At 61.9% G+C, this 19753-nt stretch carries 19 protein-coding genes and 1 tRNA gene; 5 read left to right on the forward strand and 15 right to left on the reverse strand.

Annotated features, from left to right (window positions below):
• Positions 1 to 11: 11 nt before the first annotated feature.
• Both JO236_RS10620 and JO236_RS10625 read right to left on the reverse strand, forming a co-directional pair.
• Positions 12 to 545, reverse strand: coding sequence for a YbhB/YbcL family Raf kinase inhibitor-like protein (locus JO236_RS10620; protein ID WP_293329453.1), 534 nt, complete (start codon positions 543 to 545; stop codon positions 12 to 14).
• A 38-nt stretch (positions 546 to 583) separates the two neighbouring features.
• Positions 584 to 1912 (reverse strand): M20/M25/M40 family metallo-hydrolase, encoded by a 1329-nt coding sequence (locus JO236_RS10625; RefSeq protein ID WP_293329454.1) that lies wholly within the window; start codon positions 1910 to 1912, stop codon positions 584 to 586.
• An 85-nt stretch (positions 1913 to 1997) separates the two neighbouring features.
• On the opposite strand from JO236_RS10625, the gene JO236_RS10630 reads away from it, so the two are divergent.
• Together JO236_RS10630 and JO236_RS10635 are read left to right on the forward strand one after the other, a co-directional pair.
• Positions 1998 to 2083, forward strand: a tRNA-Leu gene (locus tag JO236_RS10630).
• A 428-nt stretch (positions 2084 to 2511) separates the two neighbouring features.
• Entirely contained in the window at positions 2512 to 2898 is a 387-nt protein-coding gene (locus JO236_RS10635; protein ID WP_293329455.1) for a DUF732 domain-containing protein, read from the forward strand.
• 68 nt (positions 2899 to 2966) lie between these two features.
• Here JO236_RS10635 and JO236_RS10640 read toward each other — a convergent pair whose 3' ends face one another.
• Positions 2967 to 3404, reverse strand: coding sequence for a hypothetical protein (locus JO236_RS10640; RefSeq protein ID WP_293329456.1), 438 nt, complete (start codon positions 3402 to 3404; stop codon positions 2967 to 2969).
• 345 nt (positions 3405 to 3749) lie between these two features.
• Between JO236_RS10640 and JO236_RS10645 the strand changes: the two genes are divergently transcribed.
• Positions 3750 to 4160 carry a hypothetical protein gene (locus tag JO236_RS10645; protein WP_293329457.1) on the forward strand — a complete coding sequence of 137 codons (411 nt, stop codon included), beginning with the start codon at positions 3750 to 3752 and terminating at the stop codon, positions 4158 to 4160.
• 30 nt (positions 4161 to 4190) lie between these two features.
• Here JO236_RS10645 and JO236_RS10650 read toward each other — a convergent pair whose 3' ends face one another.
• The 12 genes from JO236_RS10650 to JO236_RS10705 all read right to left on the reverse strand — a co-directional run bounded on the left by JO236_RS10650 (position 4191) and on the right by JO236_RS10705 (position 16624).
• Entirely contained in the window at positions 4191 to 4850 is a 660-nt protein-coding gene (locus JO236_RS10650; RefSeq protein WP_293329458.1) for a hypothetical protein, read from the reverse strand.
• Positions 4851 to 4912: 62 nt separating this feature from the next.
• Positions 4913 to 5608, reverse strand: a complete 696-nt coding sequence (locus JO236_RS10655; RefSeq protein WP_293329459.1) for an Mce protein — start codon at positions 5606 to 5608, stop codon at positions 4913 to 4915.
• The gene (locus JO236_RS10660; protein WP_293329460.1) at positions 5572 to 7071 is read right to left on the reverse strand and encodes an MCE family protein; all 1500 of its coding nucleotides are present in this window, start codon (positions 7069 to 7071) and stop codon (positions 5572 to 5574) included. Before JO236_RS10660 ends, JO236_RS10655 begins: the two co-directional genes overlap by 37 nt.
• A 1-nt stretch (position 7072) precedes the next feature.
• Positions 7073 to 8227, reverse strand: a complete 1155-nt coding sequence (locus JO236_RS10665) for a virulence factor Mce family protein (RefSeq protein ID WP_416362212.1) — start codon at positions 8225 to 8227, stop codon at positions 7073 to 7075.
• The gene (locus tag JO236_RS10670; RefSeq protein ID WP_293329462.1) at positions 8224 to 9636 is read right to left on the reverse strand and encodes a virulence factor Mce family protein; all 1413 of its coding nucleotides are present in this window, start codon (positions 9634 to 9636) and stop codon (positions 8224 to 8226) included. Before JO236_RS10670 ends, JO236_RS10665 begins: the two co-directional genes overlap by 4 nt.
• 2 nt (positions 9637 to 9638) lie before the next feature.
• Positions 9639 to 11030, reverse strand: coding sequence for an MCE family protein (locus tag JO236_RS10675; protein WP_293329463.1), 1392 nt, complete (start codon positions 11028 to 11030; stop codon positions 9639 to 9641).
• A complete protein-coding gene (locus JO236_RS10680) occupies positions 11027 to 12055 on the reverse strand; it encodes an MCE family protein (protein WP_293329464.1) in 1029 nt (342 codons plus the stop codon). The genes JO236_RS10675 and JO236_RS10680 overlap by 4 nt, the downstream gene beginning before the upstream one ends.
• Before the next feature lie 30 nt (positions 12056 to 12085).
• Entirely contained in the window at positions 12086 to 13540 is a 1455-nt protein-coding gene (locus JO236_RS10685; protein ID WP_293329465.1) for an MCE family protein, read from the reverse strand.
• A gap of 3 nt (positions 13541 to 13543) precedes the next feature.
• A complete protein-coding gene (locus tag JO236_RS10690; protein ID WP_293329466.1) occupies positions 13544 to 14395 on the reverse strand; it encodes an ABC transporter permease in 852 nt (283 codons plus the stop codon).
• A complete protein-coding gene (locus JO236_RS10695) occupies positions 14392 to 15162 on the reverse strand; it encodes an MlaE family ABC transporter permease (RefSeq protein WP_293329467.1) in 771 nt (256 codons plus the stop codon). Before JO236_RS10695 ends, JO236_RS10690 begins: the two co-directional genes overlap by 4 nt.
• A gap of 419 nt (positions 15163 to 15581) precedes the next feature.
• The gene (locus JO236_RS10700) at positions 15582 to 16061 is read right to left on the reverse strand and encodes a DUF305 domain-containing protein (protein WP_293329468.1); all 480 of its coding nucleotides are present in this window, start codon (positions 16059 to 16061) and stop codon (positions 15582 to 15584) included.
• 125 nt (positions 16062 to 16186) lie between these two features.
• Complete coding sequence (locus JO236_RS10705; protein WP_293329473.1) at positions 16187 to 16624, reverse strand: CAP domain-containing protein; 438 nt, start codon at positions 16622 to 16624, stop codon at positions 16187 to 16189.
• Positions 16625 to 16960: 336 nt separating this feature from the next.
• On the opposite strand from JO236_RS10705, the gene JO236_RS10710 reads away from it, so the two are divergent.
• Positions 16961 to 17848, forward strand: a complete 888-nt coding sequence (locus tag JO236_RS10710; RefSeq protein WP_293329474.1) for an alpha/beta hydrolase family protein — start codon at positions 16961 to 16963, stop codon at positions 17846 to 17848.
• A gap of 271 nt (positions 17849 to 18119) precedes the next feature.
• The coding region (locus tag JO236_RS10715) for an acetyl-CoA acetyltransferase (RefSeq protein ID WP_293329469.1) at positions 18120 to 19753 on the forward strand (1634 nt) is incomplete at its 3' end.

Here is a 19753-nt window from a genome sequence, read left to right on the forward strand (position 1 = left end):
GCTCCGCAGCGCTACGACTTCTGTTCGTAGGTGCCGTGGATGACCGCGCGCGCGATGGCGTGCTGGAACAGGTTGAATCCCAGATAGGCAGGGCTGGCATCCTCGTCGAGGTCGAGTTTCTCGACGTCCACGGCGTGCACGGCCACGTAGTAGCGGTGCGTCCCGTGACCGGGAGGCGGCGCGGCGCCGACGTAGCGGCGCATCCCGGCGTCGTTAACCAGCGTCAGGGCCCCGCCCGGCAGGTCGCTGCCGTCGCCGGCACCGTCGGGCAACTCCGTCACGTCGGCGGGCAGGTTGGCCACCGCCCAATGCCAGAATCCGGACAGCGTCGGCGCGTCGGGATCGTAAACGGTGACCGCGAAGCTCTTGGTCCCCTCGGGGAAGCCCGACCAACTCAGCTGGGGGCTGACGTCTTCTCCGCCCGCGCCCATGATTCCGCTGATCTGGGGTGTCGCCAGCGGCTGCCCCTCGGTGATCGAATCCGAGGTCAGGGTGAACGACGGCAGCTTGGGCAGCGCATCGTAGGGGTCGGTGGGCAAGGTCATCGTCAGAGTCCTCTCGTGTGACTGGCTTCTCGGTTCATCTAGCAGTGCGTTAGAAAGTGCGTCAGCACCTCGGTGCCGAACCGCAACGCCTCGACGGGTACCCGCTCGTCGACGCCGTGGAACAACGCGGCGAAGTCCAAGTCGGGCGGCAACCTCAGCGGGCTGAACCCGAAGCACCGAATACCCAAGCGCGCGAAGGCTTTTGCATCAGTCCCGCCGGACAGCATATAGGGGACCGTCCGGCCGTCGGGGTCGACCGCGAGCACCGCGGCGTTCATCGCATCGACCAGATCGCCATCGAAGCTGGTCTCATACGACGGCAGGTCCCTGATCCACTCCCGGGTGACATCGGGGCCGAGCAACTCGTCGACTTCGGCCTCAAACGCTGCCTGCCGTCCGGGCAGCACGCGGCAGTCCACCACGGCTTCCGCCGTCGCCGGGACCACGTTGGCCTTATACCCGGCCTTGAGCATCGTTGGGTTGGCGGTGTCGTGCAGCACGGCCTTCAACATGCGGGCCATGGGCCCGAGCTTTTCGATCGTCCCCTCCAAGTCGGACGCGGCGAACGGGAGTCCGGTCTCCTCGCGGAGAGCAGCCAAGAACTGGTCGACGGTGTCGGTGAGCACCAGCGGAAACCGGTGGCGGCCGAGCCGCGCAACCGCCTCGGCGACGGCCGTGACGGCGTTGTGTTCGTGCACCATCGAGCCATGTCCCGGGTGGCCACGCGCGGTCAGCCGCATCCATTGCATGCCCTTCTCGGCCGTCTCGATCAGGTAGAGGCGGCGCTCGCCGCCGTCCGGGCGCGGCACCGTCAGCGAAAAACCACCCACTTCGCCAATCGCCTCGGTGACGCCTTCGAACAGATCGGGTCGATTGTCCACCAGCCAGTGTGCGCCGTAGGCGCCGCCGTGTTCCTCGTCGGCCACGAACGCGAACAGCAAGTCGCGCGACGGCACAATGCCCGCGCGCTTCAGGTGCCTGGCGACCACGATCATCATGCCGACCATGTCCTTCATGTCGACTGCGCCGCGGCCCCAGACAAAGCCGTCCTCGATAGCGCCGGAGAACGGGTGCACACTCCAATCGGCCGGTTCGGCCGGCACGACGTCGAGATGCCCGTGGATCAGCAGTGCGCCACGAGAACCCTCCCGACCGGAGAGCCGGACGAACACGTTGCCCCGTCCGGGTGCCCCGGATTCGACGTATTCGGGCCGGTAGCCCACCTCCGCGAGCTGCTCGGCGATCCACCGCGCGCACTCCGCCTCACCCTTGGTGGTCTCGAGTTCGCCGGTGTTGGTGGTGTCGAAGCGGATCAGCCGGCTGACAACCTCGACCACGTTATCGCTCACAGTCACCTTTCCTACCACTGCTCGGGCTGGATCGCCGCGAGCTGGGTTGGGCGCCTGCCGGGCGATCCGATAGCCTTAGCTGCCAACCCATGTGGTTCGTGCGGTCCGAGTGGCGGAATGGCAGACGCGCTAGCTTGAGGTGCTAGTGCCCTACTAATGGGCGTGGGGGTTCAAGTCCCCCCTCGGACACAGATGTGATGTCGCGAGACATCGAGGTCAGATGTCTCGCGACATAGTGAACACCCTCAGTTGTTGGCTGGGGGTGTTTTGGGTTTTTGGGGTTGGTAGTCGCGGCTGGTGTCGAGGGTGAGTTCGCGGATGAGGTGGCCGGTGGCGGTGGGCGATGATGCGGATGTTGAGGTTGGCGATGTGGACTCAGTATCGGGGACTCGCCACGCCCACTTACCCCGCCTCGCCGAGACTCATCCACAGGTTCTGAGCATTGCTCACGAAAACGTGACTTTCATACCTTTCGCCCAAAGAGCGCATGCAACTCGCGACTCTCGCACCGAGAACGAGATTTCGGTTTTTGACCGGCTCAGCCGCTTGTCAGCCGGCGGTCGGCGCGTTTAGCTCGGTGGATAATGCTGAGCGTCGATAGCACCAGAAGGGAACGCATGAACGCCGCCGGGGAGGTGGCCAGAGGCGGTAAGCGGGTGGTCGCCGTGCTTATCACGGCTACGACCATCGGTGGCGCAGCACAGGCCGCGCCAAACGCGCACGCCGCCCCGTCGCCAGAAGTCGAGTATCTCTACGACGTTGCGGTACGGCGACACTACAACTTTCCGAACGATGACGCAGTCGGCTATGGCCATGGGATCTGCGACAGCGTCGGTCGGGGGGAAGGCTACGCCCAGCTGATCGATGATGTACGCCATAGCGTGACCCCAAGCGACTGGTTCGCGGCTAATTACCTTGTCTCCTATGCGGTTAACCTGTTGTGTCCTGCCCTGATTTGGCAGCTGCGGAATTCAGCGGCGGGCTACCAGCCGCCGCCCGAGTAGTCACCGTCGATCTTCGGAGAACCCCACAATGGGCGGTTAACGCGGCCCGCATTGTCTCGCTCACACTCTCAGATGAACTCGACGTTCGAGACTTTCGTGTCGTCTCCCACCTGCTGCAGATCGATGCGCATGCGGAAGCTATTCGAATGCGGTTGGGGCGCAGCCGCAGTTGTCGTATTGACCAGCACTGTCACCAGAACTCGCGCCGAGTCGGATGTCATGGATTGCACGGCAGCTTGTGTCACGGTTCCCTCCGACTTTGATCGATCGCGCTTCACGACATCGACGAACGGCTTTGACCGCTCATGAAAGTCGTTGTGGAACGCACCAGTCGACGAATCGAGAATGCGCTGTATGTCCGCATCGACTTCGGCGTAGCTGATCGTGGTCAGGTTGAGGGCACCCTGCCGGCCAGCTTGAAGATAGATCTCTCGCTGCCGGTCGATTTGGTGGACCTCATATTGACGGTATCCAAGCCACCCGGTGAGGCCGGCCAGGGCCAACACAACGGCAGCACCAGCAATTATTGCCAGCCACGGCGCCGCAGCCCTCGGCGAGGCCTCCGCGCCTACTTGCGCAGTGGCCTCACTCGTAGCGTTCAGGTCGTCGTCAACATCCTCGTCAGCTGAGTCGGCGTCTGCGAGGTCGAGTGTTTTACTCATGTGGCTCCTTTAGGCAGAAAGGAAGTGGTAGACCACAGTGATGGCATGAGCGGCATGGATCAACCTAGTCTCATGGCCGCCGACGTTAGTTTCGGCGCCCGCCATAACGTCAACCGTTGACGGCTAGTGAAAACGTCATTGCCGTCAGTGCGGGGTCCCCACAGCCAGTGCCCACCATACGATTCGGGGATGCGCCTGCACGCTACCTCCCGAGTGGTTACGGCGATATCCGTCCTCGCCGGCGTCGGCTGTTCTGATGTCGCGATCGCATCGCCGTCGAGGGCTGATGGCCAGTGCACATTCGTGCTCAAGCCACCAAAAGTTGTGCAAAACATGGGTGCAACGTTCGTCATGGCGACGCTGGAGCCCGGACCGTGCACATTAGACGCCACGCAAAACATCTCGACCGTTTGTTTGTTCATCCAGGGCGACAACTCGGCAGGGCAATGCGGAAACGCCAGCGGCCACATCCCCGCTGTCGTCTACTACACATATCGGCCAGGCGCGGCGTACGTCGTCACAGGCCAGGGATGTGTTGACATCCTCACGCAGCCGCATCAGGTGTGCCAGAACTTTGGGCCGGAGCAGGTGACCATTTGAGGATTGCATCAGCAGTTGTCCCTTGAGGGCTCACACCGGGTCAAAACTGGAGATCAGCCAGCGGCCACCGATCCTATCCAGCGTGACCCGCACGCTCGACGCCGTGTCGGTCGGCGCATCCGCGCCAATGGTGGTCGCCTGGTTCACGAAAACCAATACCACGGCGTGGTTTTCGGTCGCCGACACCGACGCGGCAGCGGGCACGGTAGCGACCGCGGCGATATGCTTCTGCTTTGCCCCCGGGATCACTACATCGTGTGTTAATTGTGTGTAGGCATCTAGGAAGGTGCCCGTCAACCGGTCGCGCGCGGCACCCAATTCCTTCTCGGCGGTGTCAGGCTTGTAGGACAGAAGGGCGATCGTGGAGTCTTTGGCGGCTGAGACTGACTCGGCACGAGCGGCTTCCGCACTGTGTATCGTTGACTCTTGCCACTTCAGGTAACCCGCGGCGAGCGCAAGCAGCAACGCGAGGCCGGGCAACAGTCCGTACGCCACCACTCGCGACCATTGGACCCGGCGCCGCTTCTCTGGCGGCTCAACGAGTTCGGGATTCTGGCTCTCAGAATCGCCCGCCGTCTCATCGACTTCGTCGACGTTGTCGTGGTCTTGCGTGTCAGTCTCGCGCTCGCGCGTTTTTGTTGCGACCGGCCCGATGTCGTGATCGGTTGAGTTTTCAATCTTGGTCTGCACGGCGGCTGTTCCCTTCTTGCGCGGCCTAGTCTTCATTTGTCCTCCCGGCTTTCACGTAATAGTCATCGCACAAAGTCAACGTTGGATACCTTGGCCCCGTCAGCGACCTTGGTCACCGTGATCCGCATGCGCCATGCGCGCGGCACCTGCTCGGTAGCACCTACGCTCGATGTTTGGACCGACACCGCAACGAGGACCTGGGCCTGATCCCCGGAGTAAGACTCGATTCCAGCCGCGGTGATCGTTCCGACAGACTTCGACCGTGCCTGTTTGACCACTTCAACGAAGGGCCGTTGACGCTTGGAGAAGTCGTCGTAGAAGCTGCCAGTCGCTGAATCCAGTATGCGCTGGATGTCGGTGTCGGCATGCTCCCAGTCGATCGTCGTCAAGTTGAGCGCACTCTGTCGCGCGACCACGACGAATTGCTGACGCTGGCAATCGGCCTGATGCGACTGATACATCCGCCACCCTAACCACCCGCTGAGCACCGCCGACACGACGATGGTCACCAAGCTGATCAACGTCGTAAGACGCGCACGTGAACTTGGCTTCGTCGACGGGCTGCATTTGGAATGCTCGTCGTCGCTGCCCATCGCCGCGTCGCAATCCTCGGCGCCATCGACACCCACCGGCTCGCCGCCTTGGTTCTCCGGTGCTTTCGTCGCATCGTTCAGCGCTGAATCGGTTGCCGGCGACTCTGTATCAGCGCCGGCGGTCTGATTCAATTTCCTGTTGAGGGAGTTAACATTTGCTGCCATGTCCGCTTCTTTCCGCCGTCAGTGGCAAGGTCGGATTGGGTGTAGACATGTCCGTCCGGGCCCACATATCTACCGGTGGCCGGGTCGTAGGGCACGGCGGCGACCGGGGGCGGCGCCGCGCTTTCGGGCGACGGACCAGGAGGAGTGGGCGGACTTTCTGGGCCGCTCGGCGGCGGAGGGGCGTCTCCCGGGTCGAATTGGGGAACCCCCTGGCCCGTTAGCGTGGCGTTGGGATCGCCCTTCCAGTTGAAGCCGTCATTGAGCGGTACGTACTGCTCATCGCTTTCGCACATCTTCACTGAAGGGGAACGCTTGCCCGGACGGGTCTCACAGGGGGTATTGCGCGCTCCGCGCACATTCAGTGTGGAATCCTGCGGCACCCTGCAGTAGACATTGCCCGGGGGACGATCCGGGTAATCCTCGAACGAGGGAGGCCGTTGCTGCTGGATGGGGAAGAAACCCGTGGTGCAGGGCGGTGGCCAGTTCAGGTTCAACTTGAAACTGAGACCGAAGTAGGGGTAGCTGCTCTTGAGGTTTCTGCCGGGCAACGTCACGGCTTGAGCGACTGCTGTTGCCTCGGGCAGCAGCACCAGAAGCCCCTCGAGGTCGGCGCGGTAGGTGACCGCGACCTGCCCCACGCTGACCAAATTGGCCAGCACGATGGGCAACGTCGGTTGCAATCGGTCAATCAGGTGCTGGGTCTCCTCGGCTGCCGCAGGAGCGTTTTGCAGGATGCCTCGCACGGACGAGTCATTGTCCTGGAGCTCTTTAGTGATAGTCGCCAGATGCGACGCCCACGCCTGAATGGAATCCGACGCGTCGGTCTGGCTGTCTAGGATCGGTTTCGATTGGTCGATCAAGGTGGTGATCGAATCCAGATTCTTATGCGCATGGATGGAGACGTTAGTCAGCCCGTTCACTAACCGAGACAGATCAGGGCCGAGTCCGCCGAAGGCGGTATATGACTCGTCGACAACGGTTTTCAGGTTGTCACGCGGGATCGCGTTGAGCCCACGATTGGTTGCGGCCAGAAGTGAGTTGATGTCCGGCGGAATGTGAGTGCGGTCTGCGGGGATAACGTCGCCGTCTTTCAGGCGGGGTCCTTTTGCGCTGCCCGGCGTAAGCGCGACGAATTGCTCGCCGACCGCGGACATGCTGTGCACCTCGGCGCCGAGATTCTCGGCGGGGATCGCGGTACTCGACTTCAAATTGAGGATCACCTCCGCGCCCGTACGGGTGAGTCGCACATCTTGGACGCGGCCGACCTCGACGCCCTCGTAGGTGACGTTGCCCCCGGGATACAGGCCCGTAGCTTCGGGCAGCTGAACTTTCACGGTGTACCGGCCAATGCCAAGAAATTGGCTTGGCACGCGAAGGTAACTGAAACCAACGACAGTGAATGCGACCAATGCGATCACGGTGAACACCGCGAGCTGGATTCTAATTTGCCGAGTGAGGTGCATGTCACGGTCCCTGATCGAAGTGGTAGGGAGCAATCAGCGGATTACGCGCGGTATAGGGGCTAGGCACTTGGCCGATCGTGCGACCCCACTGCAACTCCAACTCGGTCAACTGCCCCTCCCAGCGGGTGCCGACGAAGAATGAGCCGTCGAGCCGCGACAGCGTTAGGTCTAGAACGACCGTGAGGTTGCCGTACTCGCCGCGCATCCATTTGGACAGGGTTGGCTTCGGGAACGGGAATGTCGCATAGAAGTCCAGGGATCGGGTCAGCGCCGGACCGGCGTCGGCGAGTGATTGAAGCACCGGTCCGAGGTCACCTAGTTCTTTGAGGAGGCTCTCTTTCGTCTTGTTCACCGAGTCTGCGGCTAGTGCGCTGAACTTCCCGGCCTGATCCAATGCATCGACGAGGTTTTGGCGATCGTCTTTGAGCACCGCCAACGCATTCGGAATCGTTTGCAGCGCTTTGTTGATGACTGGCTCTTGACTCGCGAATTGACCTGCCACCCTATTGAGGCTGTCGGTCGCAGAAATGATGTCGTTTTCCTGGTCATTGAGGTAGGCGGTGAACTTGTCCAACTGCTCGATGAGGCTTCTGGTGTCTTGTTCGCGACCGCTGAATGCGGTAGTGAGAGCCGTTGTGATGTCTTGGATCTGTCCGATACCGCCACCGTTGAGCAGCATGCCGAGCGCACCAAGTGTCTGCTCAGTAGAAGGGTAAGCGCCCGTTGAGGCAAGCGGAATCACCGAGCCGTTGTGCAGAGTTCCTTGAGGTTCAACGCTTTTCGGTGATGCCAGTTGTATATGCAACGAACCCAGGAGGCTGGATTGTCCGAGAGTGGCCGTGGCGTTGGCAGGTAGGCGGACGCTGCCGTCCACTGTCATCGTCACCAGGGCATGCCAACCTTGGCGTTCGATCTTGGTCACGTTGCCGACGGTTACGTCGTTGACGAGAACCTTCGAATTCTGTTTGAGGTTCCGCACATCGGGCATTTGCGCATGGATGGTGAAGGAGCCCGGACCCCCGCCTGCGGTGCCGGGAAGTGGAAGTGAGTTCGCTCCCCGGAAGTCGCGCAGCGCTCCGCACCCCGACAGCGCCGTGACGACAAGCACCGTCATGAGAGCCGCACCGAGATTTCGCCAGCACCCGAATCGGATCATTGTCCACCTCCGAACACTGACGGCGGCAACATCATGCCGGGCAGGCCGGTGGCCGGATCGGTTGGTATCGGTTTCTCGGGTTTTCCTGGAACAAAAGGTGGTTGCCCGTCGCTCGGGTTGGCCGGACCGTGACCGAAGTAGTTGTAGATGCCATTGGCCGGTGGCAGCGGCCCGTTGGGCGGCGGCGGCACAGTGCGCCACGGCTCGTTGGGCTGCGGGCCCTGGGGCGCCGGCGGCGGAATGTAGTCGGGCCTCAGCCAGTCCTCGCTGTAGGTGACCTCGTTCGGACGCGCCAACGCGCCGACGAAGAGGTTCTCGCCGAACGGCAGGAAGTTGTATTGACGGTTCTTGATGATCGGCGCAAGATATTGCACGCACAGCTTGGCTGCCTGTTCGGCGCCCAGGCGGGAGGCCGCCTGCACCGCCGAGCAAAGGAATTGCGTGGTGCTGGCAAAGTTGTTCAGCGCCAACGCACCGGTCAACTGCGCCTGCGCGGGCTGGTAGATGTTCATGAAGTTTTGGAACGTAGTCGGCGCGAGGTGCAAAAGCTGTTCGATGTCAGGGAGGCTCTGTGTGAGCGCCGTCGACACCGATGCCAGCTTGTCGGACGTCGTACCTAAAGCATCGCGATTCTCGGCAACAAAGCTTTTGACGTCGCCGACGACATCGTTAAGGTCCCGCACCGCGTCGGCCACCTCGGTGGGGTCGTTCGCCAGCAGTGCGGTTGTGGTGGCTAAATTCTGATTCAGTCGCTGCAGTACGTCGCTGCTGTCATGCAACGCCGAGACCAATGTCGCCAGGTTCTTGGTGGTGGTGAACAGGTCGGCGCTGTGATCCGCGAGCGCCGAAACTGCCTGCGACAACTTGACAATACTGTCGCGGATGTCTGCGCCGTTACCACGCAGGTTGTCGGCTGCGGTGTTGATGAATGCCCCCAGGGTGCTTACTCCGCCCCGCTGCGTCGGTTGCAGTGTCTGCGTTAGCTTTTCGAGTTGCTGACGCAGGTCGTCGTACTCGACGGGCACCATGGTGCGCTGCTGCGGGATCACCGCGTTGGCGGCCATCGCCGGGCCGCTGGTATAGGCAGGCGCCAGCTGGATCGCGCGCACTGTCACCAGCGACGGCGAAAGAATCACTGCCTTGGCGTCCGCAGGGACCTTGTATTTGCTGTCGTACCAGAACGAGATCTTCACCCGGCCTGGTTCGGGCTCGACTTTTTCGATCTTGCCGACCGGCACACCGAGGACCACCACGTTGTCGCCAGCGTAAATGCCGTTGCTATTAGCGAAGTATCCGACGACGTTCGTGCGGTCGGCACCGATCGCTGACCGGGTCACCGCGACAACGCCACCGATCAGAACCGCTACTAGCGTGATCCCCAGGGCGATTCTCGTACGGCGTGATCTCATTGTCAGTCACCTCCCGCGGGTGATTGGGGTGCGGTGATGGGCGCCGGCCCCTGCAGCGGAGCGGCCTGGCCCGGCGGTATCTCACCGGGGGCCGGCTGCTCAACCGGTCCCGACGGCGGTGGGGCGGAGTGTTGTGGTCCGGGGGGTGTTGTTGCGGGAGGCCCCGGCGGTGGTCCGCCCGGAGCCGCCGGCGGTTCGAGATTCAGCGGATAGCAGCCAGGACCGGGCAACGGCACACCAGGCGGCCCGCAGAGTTGGTCGCCGGGTCTGCCGCTAATGGCCCCCGGGATGGTCGTGCGGGGATCACCACCTTGCCCTGTGCGAGGGAACGGCATCGGCAGCGGCGGGGTTCCAGGCTGTCCGAGCTGCGGGTCGTTGAGCTCGGACGGCAGTTTGGTAGCCGGATCCAGGCCGAGGTCGGAGAAGGCTGCGTCGATGAATGGCTGGACGAACTGGCCGGGCAGCAGGTTGACGACATAGGCTTTAAAGAACGGCCCTGACGACACTGATTCGCCGAGCGCGCCAACCAAAGCGGTTAGACCCTTGAGCGCCTTCTGAACTCGTTCTTTTCGGTTGTCGACGATCGCCAATACGGTGTTGAGCTTATCCAGTGTGGGTTTGAGAGTCTGGCGATTCTCGGCGATGAATCCCTTCACCTGCTGCGCAAGGGCGGAGATATTTCCGGCAATGTGGCTCAGCGCACTGCTCTGGATATTCAGCTGCACCAGTAGTGCATTGGTGTCACGCACCAGACTGACGACCTGGTCGCTGCGTTCAGCCAGGATCCCCGTCACTTTGCGGGCGTTACTCAACAAGTCCCGCAGCTGCTTATCGCGATTGTCCAATGTCTGAGAGAACCGCGCCACACCCTGCACCGCCGCCTTGAGATCCGCTGGTATATCAGAGAATTCATTGGCCAGCACTGCCAACGAATTCGACAGTTGATCGGTGTTTAGCCCGTTGATAGTTGACGCAAGATCGCCCAGAGCGTCGGGCAGCTGGTAAGCGGGCGTGGTTCGGTCGAGTGGTATGGGTCCAGAGAGCTGCCCTTCCCCACGGGGTGTGACCGCAAGTAGCTTGGTGCCCAACAGCGTCTTCAACTTAATCGCGGCCTCGGTGCGGTCACCGAGCCGGATGCCCGGAGATACTTTAAAGTTGACCAGCACTCGCGCACCATCGAGCGTCACGCTGGATACCGACCCGACTCGGGCACCCGAGACCTCGACCACGCTCCCTGCCGCTAGGCCGCCCGCCTCGGCGAAGTACGCCGAATAGTTCTTGTCGCGGTCGATAAACGGCAGCTTGCTGAGACTGAGAGACAGCAAGATAGCAACCAGCGCCACGCCAATGCCGACGGCCCCGATGACGAGACGATTGTCTTTGGTGGCATTCATCGCGGTGTACACCGTCCGGTGTCCTGGCCGGCCAGCTTGACGTAAACAGGTTGGCCGCCTTTGCCATTGACCTTCACGATGATGTCGCAGATGTAGAAGCTGAAGAAGTCCCCATACAAACCCTGACGTCCGATGACTTGGTAGGCATCGGGCAAGGTGTTGAGCAGGTTGTCAACGTAGTCGTGGTCGTCGGCCACGATTCCAGCGGTCCGGTCTGCCTCGTACACCACCTTCTGCAAGGGCGGCCGGGCTTGAGTAAGTAAATCGGCGATCGATCCGGCGGCGGCGTTGGCGTACGCGACCGCATTGCTTATGTCTTGCTTGCGGTTCGCGAGGCCCTCAACAAGCTGCGAAAGCGAGTCGACCGTCTTCGCGAACTGTTGCCCCTGGTCGCCGAGGGATCCGAGCAGAGTGTTCAAATTCGTGATGACCTGTCCGATCAGCTGATCCCGGTCAGCCAGCGTGCTGGTGAGTGCCGCGGTCTGGGACAGCACCGACCCGATAGTGGAGCCTTCCCCCTGGAAGGCAGTTATCAGCTGACCACTCAATGCGTTGATCTGGTCGGGATTAAGCGCGCGAAACAGCGGACGAAATCCACCGATCAACGCGTCGAGGTCGAGCGCTGGCTGCGTACGGCTGACCGGAATGGTGGCGCCTGGAGGGAGGCGTTTCAATCCCCCGGCCCCCTCCTCGAGGGTCAGGTATCTTCCACCGATTAGGTCGTCATAGCGGATAACCGCCCGTGTGCCTTCGGTGAGCACCACCGAGTCGTCCGTCGAGAACTCCACGCGCACAGTCGAGTCGGGTTGAACGTCGACGGACTTGACCTGACCGACCTCGACGCCGGCGATGCGGACGAAATTCCTGTCCTTCAAGCCAGACACGTTCGCGAATTCGGCATAATAGGTCTGTTCCTTCTGGAAGCGAAACTGACCGAAGACGAGGAATACCAACCCAACTCCGACAAGGCAGACGACGCAGTAGATGCACAGACGCCAAATGGTGCCTGCCAGGTTCTCGCGCATCTTTGCTCTTTCTGTGTCGCTACTGGGTGATCAGGGTGCCGGTGGGTCTTGCTGCGGTGGTGGCGGCGGTAGCGGAGTAGGTTGCACCTGCCCGGGATGGGCCGGCGTGAACGGTTCCGAGCCCGCAGGTGGCGGTCCGGGTTCACGCGGACGGCCGGGCGGGGGCGCCGGGGGCAGACCGGGATACAGCGGTGTGCCATCGGGACCGTACAACGTCGCACCATAGGGTGGCGCACCGGGATACGGAACGGGCCCCGGCGCTGGGCCGCCTTGGTAGCGAAGGCTTGGCGGCTCCGGTACGCCTCGGGTCGTCGGGAAGTAGTTGACCCAGCCCGGGAATCCGATGCCGGGATTGGGGCGAACATCCATACCGGTCCCCCATCCGGAGTCGGTGACGACGTAGCGCACCGGCCAGTTGTTGGCAACGTCTGGGAGCGACCCACAGCTGGGAGCTCCTCCGGGCCCACCCTTCATACCGACGATGGGCAGATTTTCGGGATATCGGTAGACGTCGCCGCCGAGATAGACGCCCGCGTCCGAGACGAGGGACTTGCCGTTGTGGCCGCCGGTGGCATCGAGCAGGCCGCTATCGAGCACGATCTTCCCTCCGACCAGCGTGCAGGTGAGAACCGGGTTGTACTTCATCAGCAGTCGGGTAGTCGATTCGAGCACGTTGATAGCACGGATGAAGTTGTCCTTGCTGGGGCCGAGCAACTGGATACCACTGCGCGACAAGCCCGTAACGTCGATGAGCAGGGAGTCGAGTTGTTCGCTGTTCGCGGTGATCGTGGAACTGGTGGTGCTCGCGGCGTCCAGTACCTTGATCAGATCGGGCGCGGCGACGCTGTAGGAGTCGGCGAAGCCCTTGAGTGATCGAAAGTCAGCGCGGATCGTGGTGCTTCGAGGGTTGATTGCCTTCAGCACCTGATCGGCATCGGTAATGGCTTCGCCAATCTTTTCACCCTTGCCACGGAATCCTTCTGCTAGCGCCGACAGAACCGCGTTGAGTTTGGCCGGGTCAATCTGCTTGAGCAGGCTCACCAAGTTCTCGAATACCGTGTTGACTTCGACGGTGACGTTGCGTGACGTCAGAACTGCGCCGGACGCAAGGGTTTTCGAGCTTGGGTCCTCGGGGGAAATCAGCTCAACGAACTTGGCCCCGAACACGGTCGGAGCGGTGATCTGGGCTTGCACGTTGGCCGGAATGTATTGCAGCTGAGTCGGATACAGCTCCAACTGCAATCTCACCGGGCTGTCCGGCTGAATCGCCGAGACTCGGCCGACTTGGACGCCGCGGAACTTCACTTTTGCATACGGCTCCATCACCAGGCCCGCGCGATCCGACATCAGGGTCACCCTGGCGTAGGGCTGAAGGTCTCGGTTGAAGGCCAGCAGAGTCAACACAGAAGTCGTAACCATGACCACGACAAGGATCAACGTCCACCAGGCGGGATGTAGGCGCGCCACGCGTCGTTTCGAATCCATTAGCTATCCCGATAGGTGGAAGCCGCCGGAGCGCCCATACAAGATCAGCCCGGCGACCAGAGTCACGAAGGTTGCTGCGATCAATGAGCTGCGCACCGCACGTCCCGTTGCCTCACCGACACCGGCGGGACCGCCTGAGGCGGTGAAGCCGTAGTAGGTGTGGATCAACATGATGGTCAGCCCCTGCAACGTCACTTGGATGAACGCCCACACGATGTCGGTGGGCCGCAGGAAGGTATTGAAATAGTGCTCGTAGACGCCGCTTGACTGCTCGTAGGCAAGCAGAACGAGGACCCGGGTCGTCTCGACACCACCGATCAAGCCCACGCAGAACAGCGGCAGTCCGATGACGATGCTCGCCACCACGCGGGTTGAAACAAGATAGGCGATCGACTGGACGCCCATGACCTCGAGGGCATCGATCTCCTCGTTGATCCGCATTGCCCCCAGCTGTGCGGTGGCGCCGGCGCCGACGGTCGCGGCCAGACCGATAGCAGTGATCAAGGGCGCTGTAAGGCGTGGGTTGATGTAAGCGGAGAAGAAGCCTTCGAGCGCCTCGATACCGATACTGCTCAGATCGCTGTAGCCGACGACGGCGACGAGGACCCCGGTGTTACTGGTGAGGAACAAGACGATGACGACCGCGCCGCCTACCAGGGCGAGCGCTCCGACGCCGAGGCTCATTTGGGCGATGACGCGCAGCGTCTCGTCCCTGTAGCGGAAGATAGCGGCCGGCATGTAGCGCAGGGTGATGATGTGGAAGCCGATCTGCTCGCCGGCGCGATTCCACGCACTTGCCCAGTTGCGTCCGGTGCGCCGCCACCGCGGAAAGAGTGCGCTCGAAACCTGGCTCATGGCATCACAAACGGTTGCAGGACGGCTGTCAGCAGCGAGTTGATGGCCAGTAGCGCCATGAACGTATAGACCACCGTCTCGTTGACGGCGTTGCCGACGCCCTGCGCACCACCGTCCACGGTGAGGCCCTTGTAGCAGGCGACCAGCCCCGCGGTCAGGCCGAACAGGGTGGCTTTGGCGGAAGCGATGATGGGGTCGGCAACGCTCGTGAGAAGCGTCAGGCTGCCGGCGAAGGCGCCCGGCGTGACGTTCATGACGTAAATCGCAAAGACGTAGGTGCCGATGAATCCGAACATGGTGACAATGCCATTGAGCAGAAACCCGTTGAGGGTCAACGCCGCCACCCTGGGCACCACCAACCGCTGTATGGGATTGATGCCCATCACTGTCATGGCATCGATCTCTTCGCGGATCGTGCGGGCACCAAGGTCAGCACACATCGCGGTTGCACCGGCGCCGCCGATGGTCAGCACCGTGGTCGCCGGGCCGGTCTGGGTCAGCACGGCGAGCGCGGCGCCGGTGCCAGAGAGGTCGGGGGCACCAATCTCAAACAGCAGCACCTCGAAAACGAACTGGACCAACACATTGAAGGGGATCGTCAGCATGATTGCGGGACCTGCCGACACGCGGGCGACGAACCAACTCATCACGAGGAATTCGCGCCAGGCAAACCGTGCAGTGAAAAGCTGTACAAATGTGTCCCACGCCAGGACAAGGAACTCGCCGATCTCACGGACCGGCTTGGAGAAAGCGGTACTGGCGACCATCAGCGCTCCGCCGTAGCCCCTTTAGGCGGTCTGCCCATGCTCTGCGCTTAACCCTTCGTCTGTGCTCTTTTCCGGCCGTTGACTCATCACGGTGAGATGTCCGTGACTCATGCCACACCACTCGACGCCAAACCGCAAGCAACATTGGCATCACCATCAACGGAACGGGGTTTTCACCGAGTACCGGCAGAATAAGTGCTGGTGGTCTCTGCCCACCCGTAATTGGAATGAGTTCAGCGCGGGGCGATCCCACGCACGAATCCACATCAAGATCGCCCGCGCTTTCTAGTGCTGCCACCCTATTTCTAGAGCGAGTTGCGCGGCGTCCGAAGCAACCGAGGGCGTATCCGTCACAGCTATGGCTAAAGGACCTGTACGCAACCTCTTGGGCCGCGCCGCGCCACTCCAACCGCGGCACATCAGTTGTCGAGCATGTGCTTCATCTGGTCGATTTCGGCCTGGCGGGACACGATAAGCGTCTTGGCGATGCCGATGGCGTCAACATTTTTCCCGTGCGCGACCTCGCTCTGGCCCAAGTCGATCGCGGCCTGGTCAATTTTGATGCTCGATTGCAGCCATGATACGTCAAATGCTCTGGCGTGCAAGGTCTCTAGAGGCGCGAGAGCGGTCTTGTCGAGCGCCCCGCTCGGTGTGGTGACGGGCTCGCTATCGCCGCTCCGGGTATCGGAATTTTCGACCCATTGCACGTGTAGAGGCCGCAGGATCGCCATGTCTGACTGGCGCGCCGCGGCACTCTTGCTAGCAAGTGCGCCGAGGTCAGGGTTTGTTGACCGGGTAGCGACTAGCGCTGCAATATCGACTCCTTGCTGGTCGAGTGCGAGCATGCCATTGGCGAAGGCCTCGTCCGTGGCGTTGTAGCCAGCCGGTTCGCCGGTCACGACCGGAGCGTCCTGCGCGGAGGTAGCTGCCTCGCGTCCTGGAGTTGTTGTGCCGCAAGCCGATAAGACGACCGGAAGCGCGACCGAGGCCAGTAGGTTGAGGATCCTCATTGCCGGCGACGGCTCTATGCGGGATGTCCGTAGACCGCTACTGCGACACTGCGGTTGGTGCTATTTGCCGACCACACACCGATTTGCGTGTAGGCGCAGTTGGACATGATTGCGTAGTAGTCGGGCCGGTAGTACCAGTTGGCCAGGATGTCGAGATTGTTGATGGCCAGTGATGGCTGGATCGCGACAGTCTCAGCGACGGTTCCGTTGTAACCCGCCGCATGGGCACGTTCTTGGACCGTCGACCCGTCCGAACCGATGTCTGCGTCGAGGTCACGATTGTTGAGCACGTCGTTGGTATGCCACTGAGCGGCCAACCGCAACTGGGGGTTGATCTTGAGGTCGGCGGTGCAGCCGGCCTGGTGTTGGATGGTGTAGACGTTCGCAACAACACCATTGTTGAGCCGGGCGTTGTCTGCGTTAGCCGTCGGCGTAACGGTTACCGCGCCCATAGCGGCGAGCAGTGCTCCGATCGTCGCTACGCTCTGAGGCCCCGCCCTAGTAATGGTTTTCATGGCGTGACATGGTCGCACAAAGTCTGCGGCGGCGGTCGACTCGTCAGCGCAAACCCGACTTTCACTCGGTCGGCCGCACGCGTTGTCCCGGCCCGTGCACTCCCGTCGCACGGATCGCTCCTTAATACCCGAAAAGCGCGTTTTCGCTGGCCCACGAAGACCGCTTGAACACCTTCGGCGTGGTTCACTACGCGCCAGACATCAACTCATTTCGGAACGAATCTCCGAAAATGAGCTACAGCGACGATTGGGTTGGTGACGATTGGGGTGGTGATGAGCGGAGCCTCCGCGCTGCTGCGGCTGTTAAGTGTTGTCGTGCTGACGGCCGACTTGTGCATGAGCACCATCGCCGCGCGCGCCGCAAGCTACGAGACTTTGATGGTGCCGTCTGCGGCCATGGGCCGCGACATCCCGGTGGCATTCCTTGCCGGCGGCCCACACGCCGTGTACCTGCTGGACCCGTTTGACGCCGGCCCTGACGTTAGCAACTGGGTTACCTCGGGCAATGCGATGAACACACTTGCTGGCAAAGGCATTTCGGTTGCAGCACCGGCTGGCGGCGCTTACAGCATGTACACCGACTGGGAGCAAGACGGCAGCAAGCAATGGGACACATTTCTGTCGGCCGAACTACCCGGCTGGCTCGCCGCCAACAAGGGCCTCGCCCCTGGGGGCCATGCCGTAGTGGGGGCCGCGCAAGGCGGTTATGCTGCCCTGGCGCTGGCCACGTTCCACCCGGAGCGGTTCCGTTACGCAGGGTCGATGTCGGGATTCCTGGCTCCGGAACGTACCGGCGTTGACGGTGCGATCACTGCTGGCCTGCAGCAGTATGGCGGTGTCGATACCCGGAACATGTGGGGCCTTCCTCAGCTGGGCCGGTGGAAGTGGCATTCCCCGTATGCGCATATCCAGCTTTTGGCCGACAACAACATAAGGTTGTGGGTTTTCAGTCCACAAGGCGATGCGGCGAGCGATCCAGCGGCAATGCTCGGGTACGCGGAAATTGCGCAAGGAACAAGTCGGCAGTTCTACGCCCAGTACCGACAAGTCAGTGGCAGCAATGGGCATTTCGACTTCCCAGCAGGCGGTGACAACGGTTGGCCAACGTGGGCCTCTCAGCTTGGTGCGATGTCGAGCGATCTGGCGAACACGATTCGCTAGCGCGACCTTGGATCGCTTGACAATCCATTTCACAACCTGACGACTCAAGCGTTTTCGAGTCGGCGTGTCGTCACGCCTTGCAGTGTTGAGCGACGCGTCGGCGACTGGTAAGCGAAAGTCTCATTTCCGGTTTCGCCAGTTCTGAGACCGTTGTGCGGGGATTAGCGTGAGTGAACGGCGGCCCCGACCCCGTCGCCCGATGTCGGCGACGTGTCCAACACACCCCGGGGACCGGAAGGATTGGATGGAGACAGATTCGGGACACGATCAGATGACCCCCGTCATTGTCGGCGTCGGACAAGCCGCCGAACGCATCGACGACGTCGGCTATCGGGGCCTTTCACCGATTGACCTGGCGGTCGCAGCCGCACGTGACGCGATTGCCGACGCCGGCGTGGACCCGCGCTCGCTTATCTCGATGATCGACACCGTCGCCGCTACGCCCCAGTTTGAGAATTCGTCGCCGCGCGCCTCGGCCCCCCTAGGAAAATCGACGATGTTTCCGCTCTCCGTGGCAAATCGACTCGGAGCATCGCCACGTCGTGCGGTCCTCGAGGTGTCCGGTGGGCAGTATCCGCAGCATCTGGTTACGGAGTTCAGTCACGAAATATACTCGGGATCAGCCGAAATCGTGCTGTTGGTCGGGGCGGAGGCGATGTCGACCATCCGTCACCTCGCCCAAAGCGAAATCAAACCCGACTTCTCCGACACCCCGAGCGATCCCCAAGGCGTCTATGAAGACCGCGGTTTTGGACTTCGGGGGCTGGTGTCTCGGGAGCAAGCAAACCATGGACTCAACGGAGCTCTTGCGCAGTACGCGCTCCTAGAGAATGCGCGCCGAGCGGCCAAGGGCATGAGCCGCCACGAGTATGCGAAGGCGATGGGCGACATGTTCGCGCCGTTCAGCGCGGTCGCCGCAGCAAATCCTTATTCGGCTGCACCAGAACAGCGTTCGGCTGAGGAACTTGTGACGGTTACCGATCGCAACCGCCTGATTGCCGATCCCTACCCTCGGTTCGTCGTGGCGCGCGATCAGGTCAATCAGGGCGCTGCAGTGCTGTTGACATCGCAGCGCAAGGCTCGGGAACTTGGCATCGAGCAGGGAAAATGGGTCTACCTACACGGTGCGGCCAACTTGCAAGAGCGAGATCTGTTTGAGCGTAAGCATTTCGGCGAGGCTCCATCCGCAGCGCTGGCGGTGCGTCGAGCGCTAGAAATTGCGAAGCTGACCATCGACAATGTTGATTTCTTCGATTTCTACTCGTGCTTTCCGATCGCAGTCTTCAACGCGATCGACCCTCTGGATCTCTCGCCCGACGATCCCCGCGGCCTCACGCTCACCGGTGGCCTTCCATTTTTCGGCGGTGCGGGTAACAACTACTCGATGCACGCCATCGCCGAGGCGGTCAGCCGCGTGCGTTGCAAGCTGGGCAGCTACGCATTGGTCTCTGCAAACGGCGGCGTCCTTTCCAAGACGTCGGTGGGCGTATACAGCACTGTTCCCAGCCCCTTGCGCCTGGACTGCAGCGAGCAGCTGCAAGCGGATATCGATATGGCATCTAGCCCGCCGCGAGCCTCGCGGCCAAGGGGTTGGGCGGAGGTCGAGACCTACACCGTAACGGACGGACGCAACGGCAAGACGGGGGTAGTCATCGGCCGCTTAGAATCCGGCGGCGGCCGGTTCGTCGCCCGGGTCGCCTCCGGTGACAACGAGCTCATGGATGTACTCAGGCATGCTGATGAGCCAATCGGCCAGCGCTTCTACGTGACTGCGTTGAATTCCGGCAACCGCGCAACGATCTCCGGGGCCAAAGCCGCGCAGCTCTTCTCGCATCGTCCGGCGGTGCTGCGCGACGATTATCAATTCGTTTCGGTCAACCGTGACGGGCACTTGCTCGAGGTCAC

This window comes from Mycobacterium sp., assembly GCF_019247635.1.
Taxonomy (GTDB): Bacteria; Actinomycetota; Actinomycetes; order Mycobacteriales; family Mycobacteriaceae; genus Mycobacterium.

What these genes read in the sequence shown, in the direction of transcription:
- JO236_RS10620 (WP_293329453.1), bottom strand. Translation starts at nt 545, where the DNA reads ATGACCTTGCCCACCGACCCCTACGATGCGCTGCCCAAGCTGCCGTCG.
- JO236_RS10635 (WP_293329455.1), top strand. Translation starts at nt 2,512, where the DNA reads ATGAACGCCGCCGGGGAGGTGGCCAGAGGCGGTAAGCGGGTGGTCGCC.
- JO236_RS10645 (WP_293329457.1), top strand. Translation starts at nt 3,750, where the DNA reads ATGCGCCTGCACGCTACCTCCCGAGTGGTTACGGCGATATCCGTCCTC.
- JO236_RS10655 (WP_293329459.1), bottom strand. Translation starts at nt 5,608, where the DNA reads ATGGCAGCAAATGTTAACTCCCTCAACAGGAAATTGAATCAGACCGCC.
- JO236_RS10660 (WP_293329460.1), bottom strand. Translation starts at nt 7,071, where the DNA reads ATGCACCTCACTCGGCAAATTAGAATCCAGCTCGCGGTGTTCACCGTG.
- JO236_RS10665 (WP_416362212.1), bottom strand. Translation starts at nt 8,227, where the DNA reads ATGATCCGATTCGGGTGCTGGCGAAATCTCGGTGCGGCTCTCATGACG.
- JO236_RS10670 (WP_293329462.1), bottom strand. Translation starts at nt 9,636, where the DNA reads ATGAGATCACGCCGTACGAGAATCGCCCTGGGGATCACGCTAGTAGCG.
- JO236_RS10675 (WP_293329463.1), bottom strand. Translation starts at nt 11,030, where the DNA reads ATGAATGCCACCAAAGACAATCGTCTCGTCATCGGGGCCGTCGGCATT.
- JO236_RS10680 (WP_293329464.1), bottom strand. Translation starts at nt 12,055, where the DNA reads ATGCGCGAGAACCTGGCAGGCACCATTTGGCGTCTGTGCATCTACTGC.
- JO236_RS10685 (WP_293329465.1), bottom strand. Translation starts at nt 13,540, where the DNA reads ATGGATTCGAAACGACGCGTGGCGCGCCTACATCCCGCCTGGTGGACG.
- JO236_RS10690 (WP_293329466.1), bottom strand. Translation starts at nt 14,395, where the DNA reads ATGAGCCAGGTTTCGAGCGCACTCTTTCCGCGGTGGCGGCGCACCGGA.
- JO236_RS10695 (WP_293329467.1), bottom strand. Translation starts at nt 15,162, where the DNA reads ATGGTCGCCAGTACCGCTTTCTCCAAGCCGGTCCGTGAGATCGGCGAG.
- JO236_RS10705 (WP_293329473.1), bottom strand. Translation starts at nt 16,624, where the DNA reads ATGGGCGCGGTAACCGTTACGCCGACGGCTAACGCAGACAACGCCCGG.
- JO236_RS10710 (WP_293329474.1), top strand. Translation starts at nt 16,961, where the DNA reads ATGAGCGGAGCCTCCGCGCTGCTGCGGCTGTTAAGTGTTGTCGTGCTG.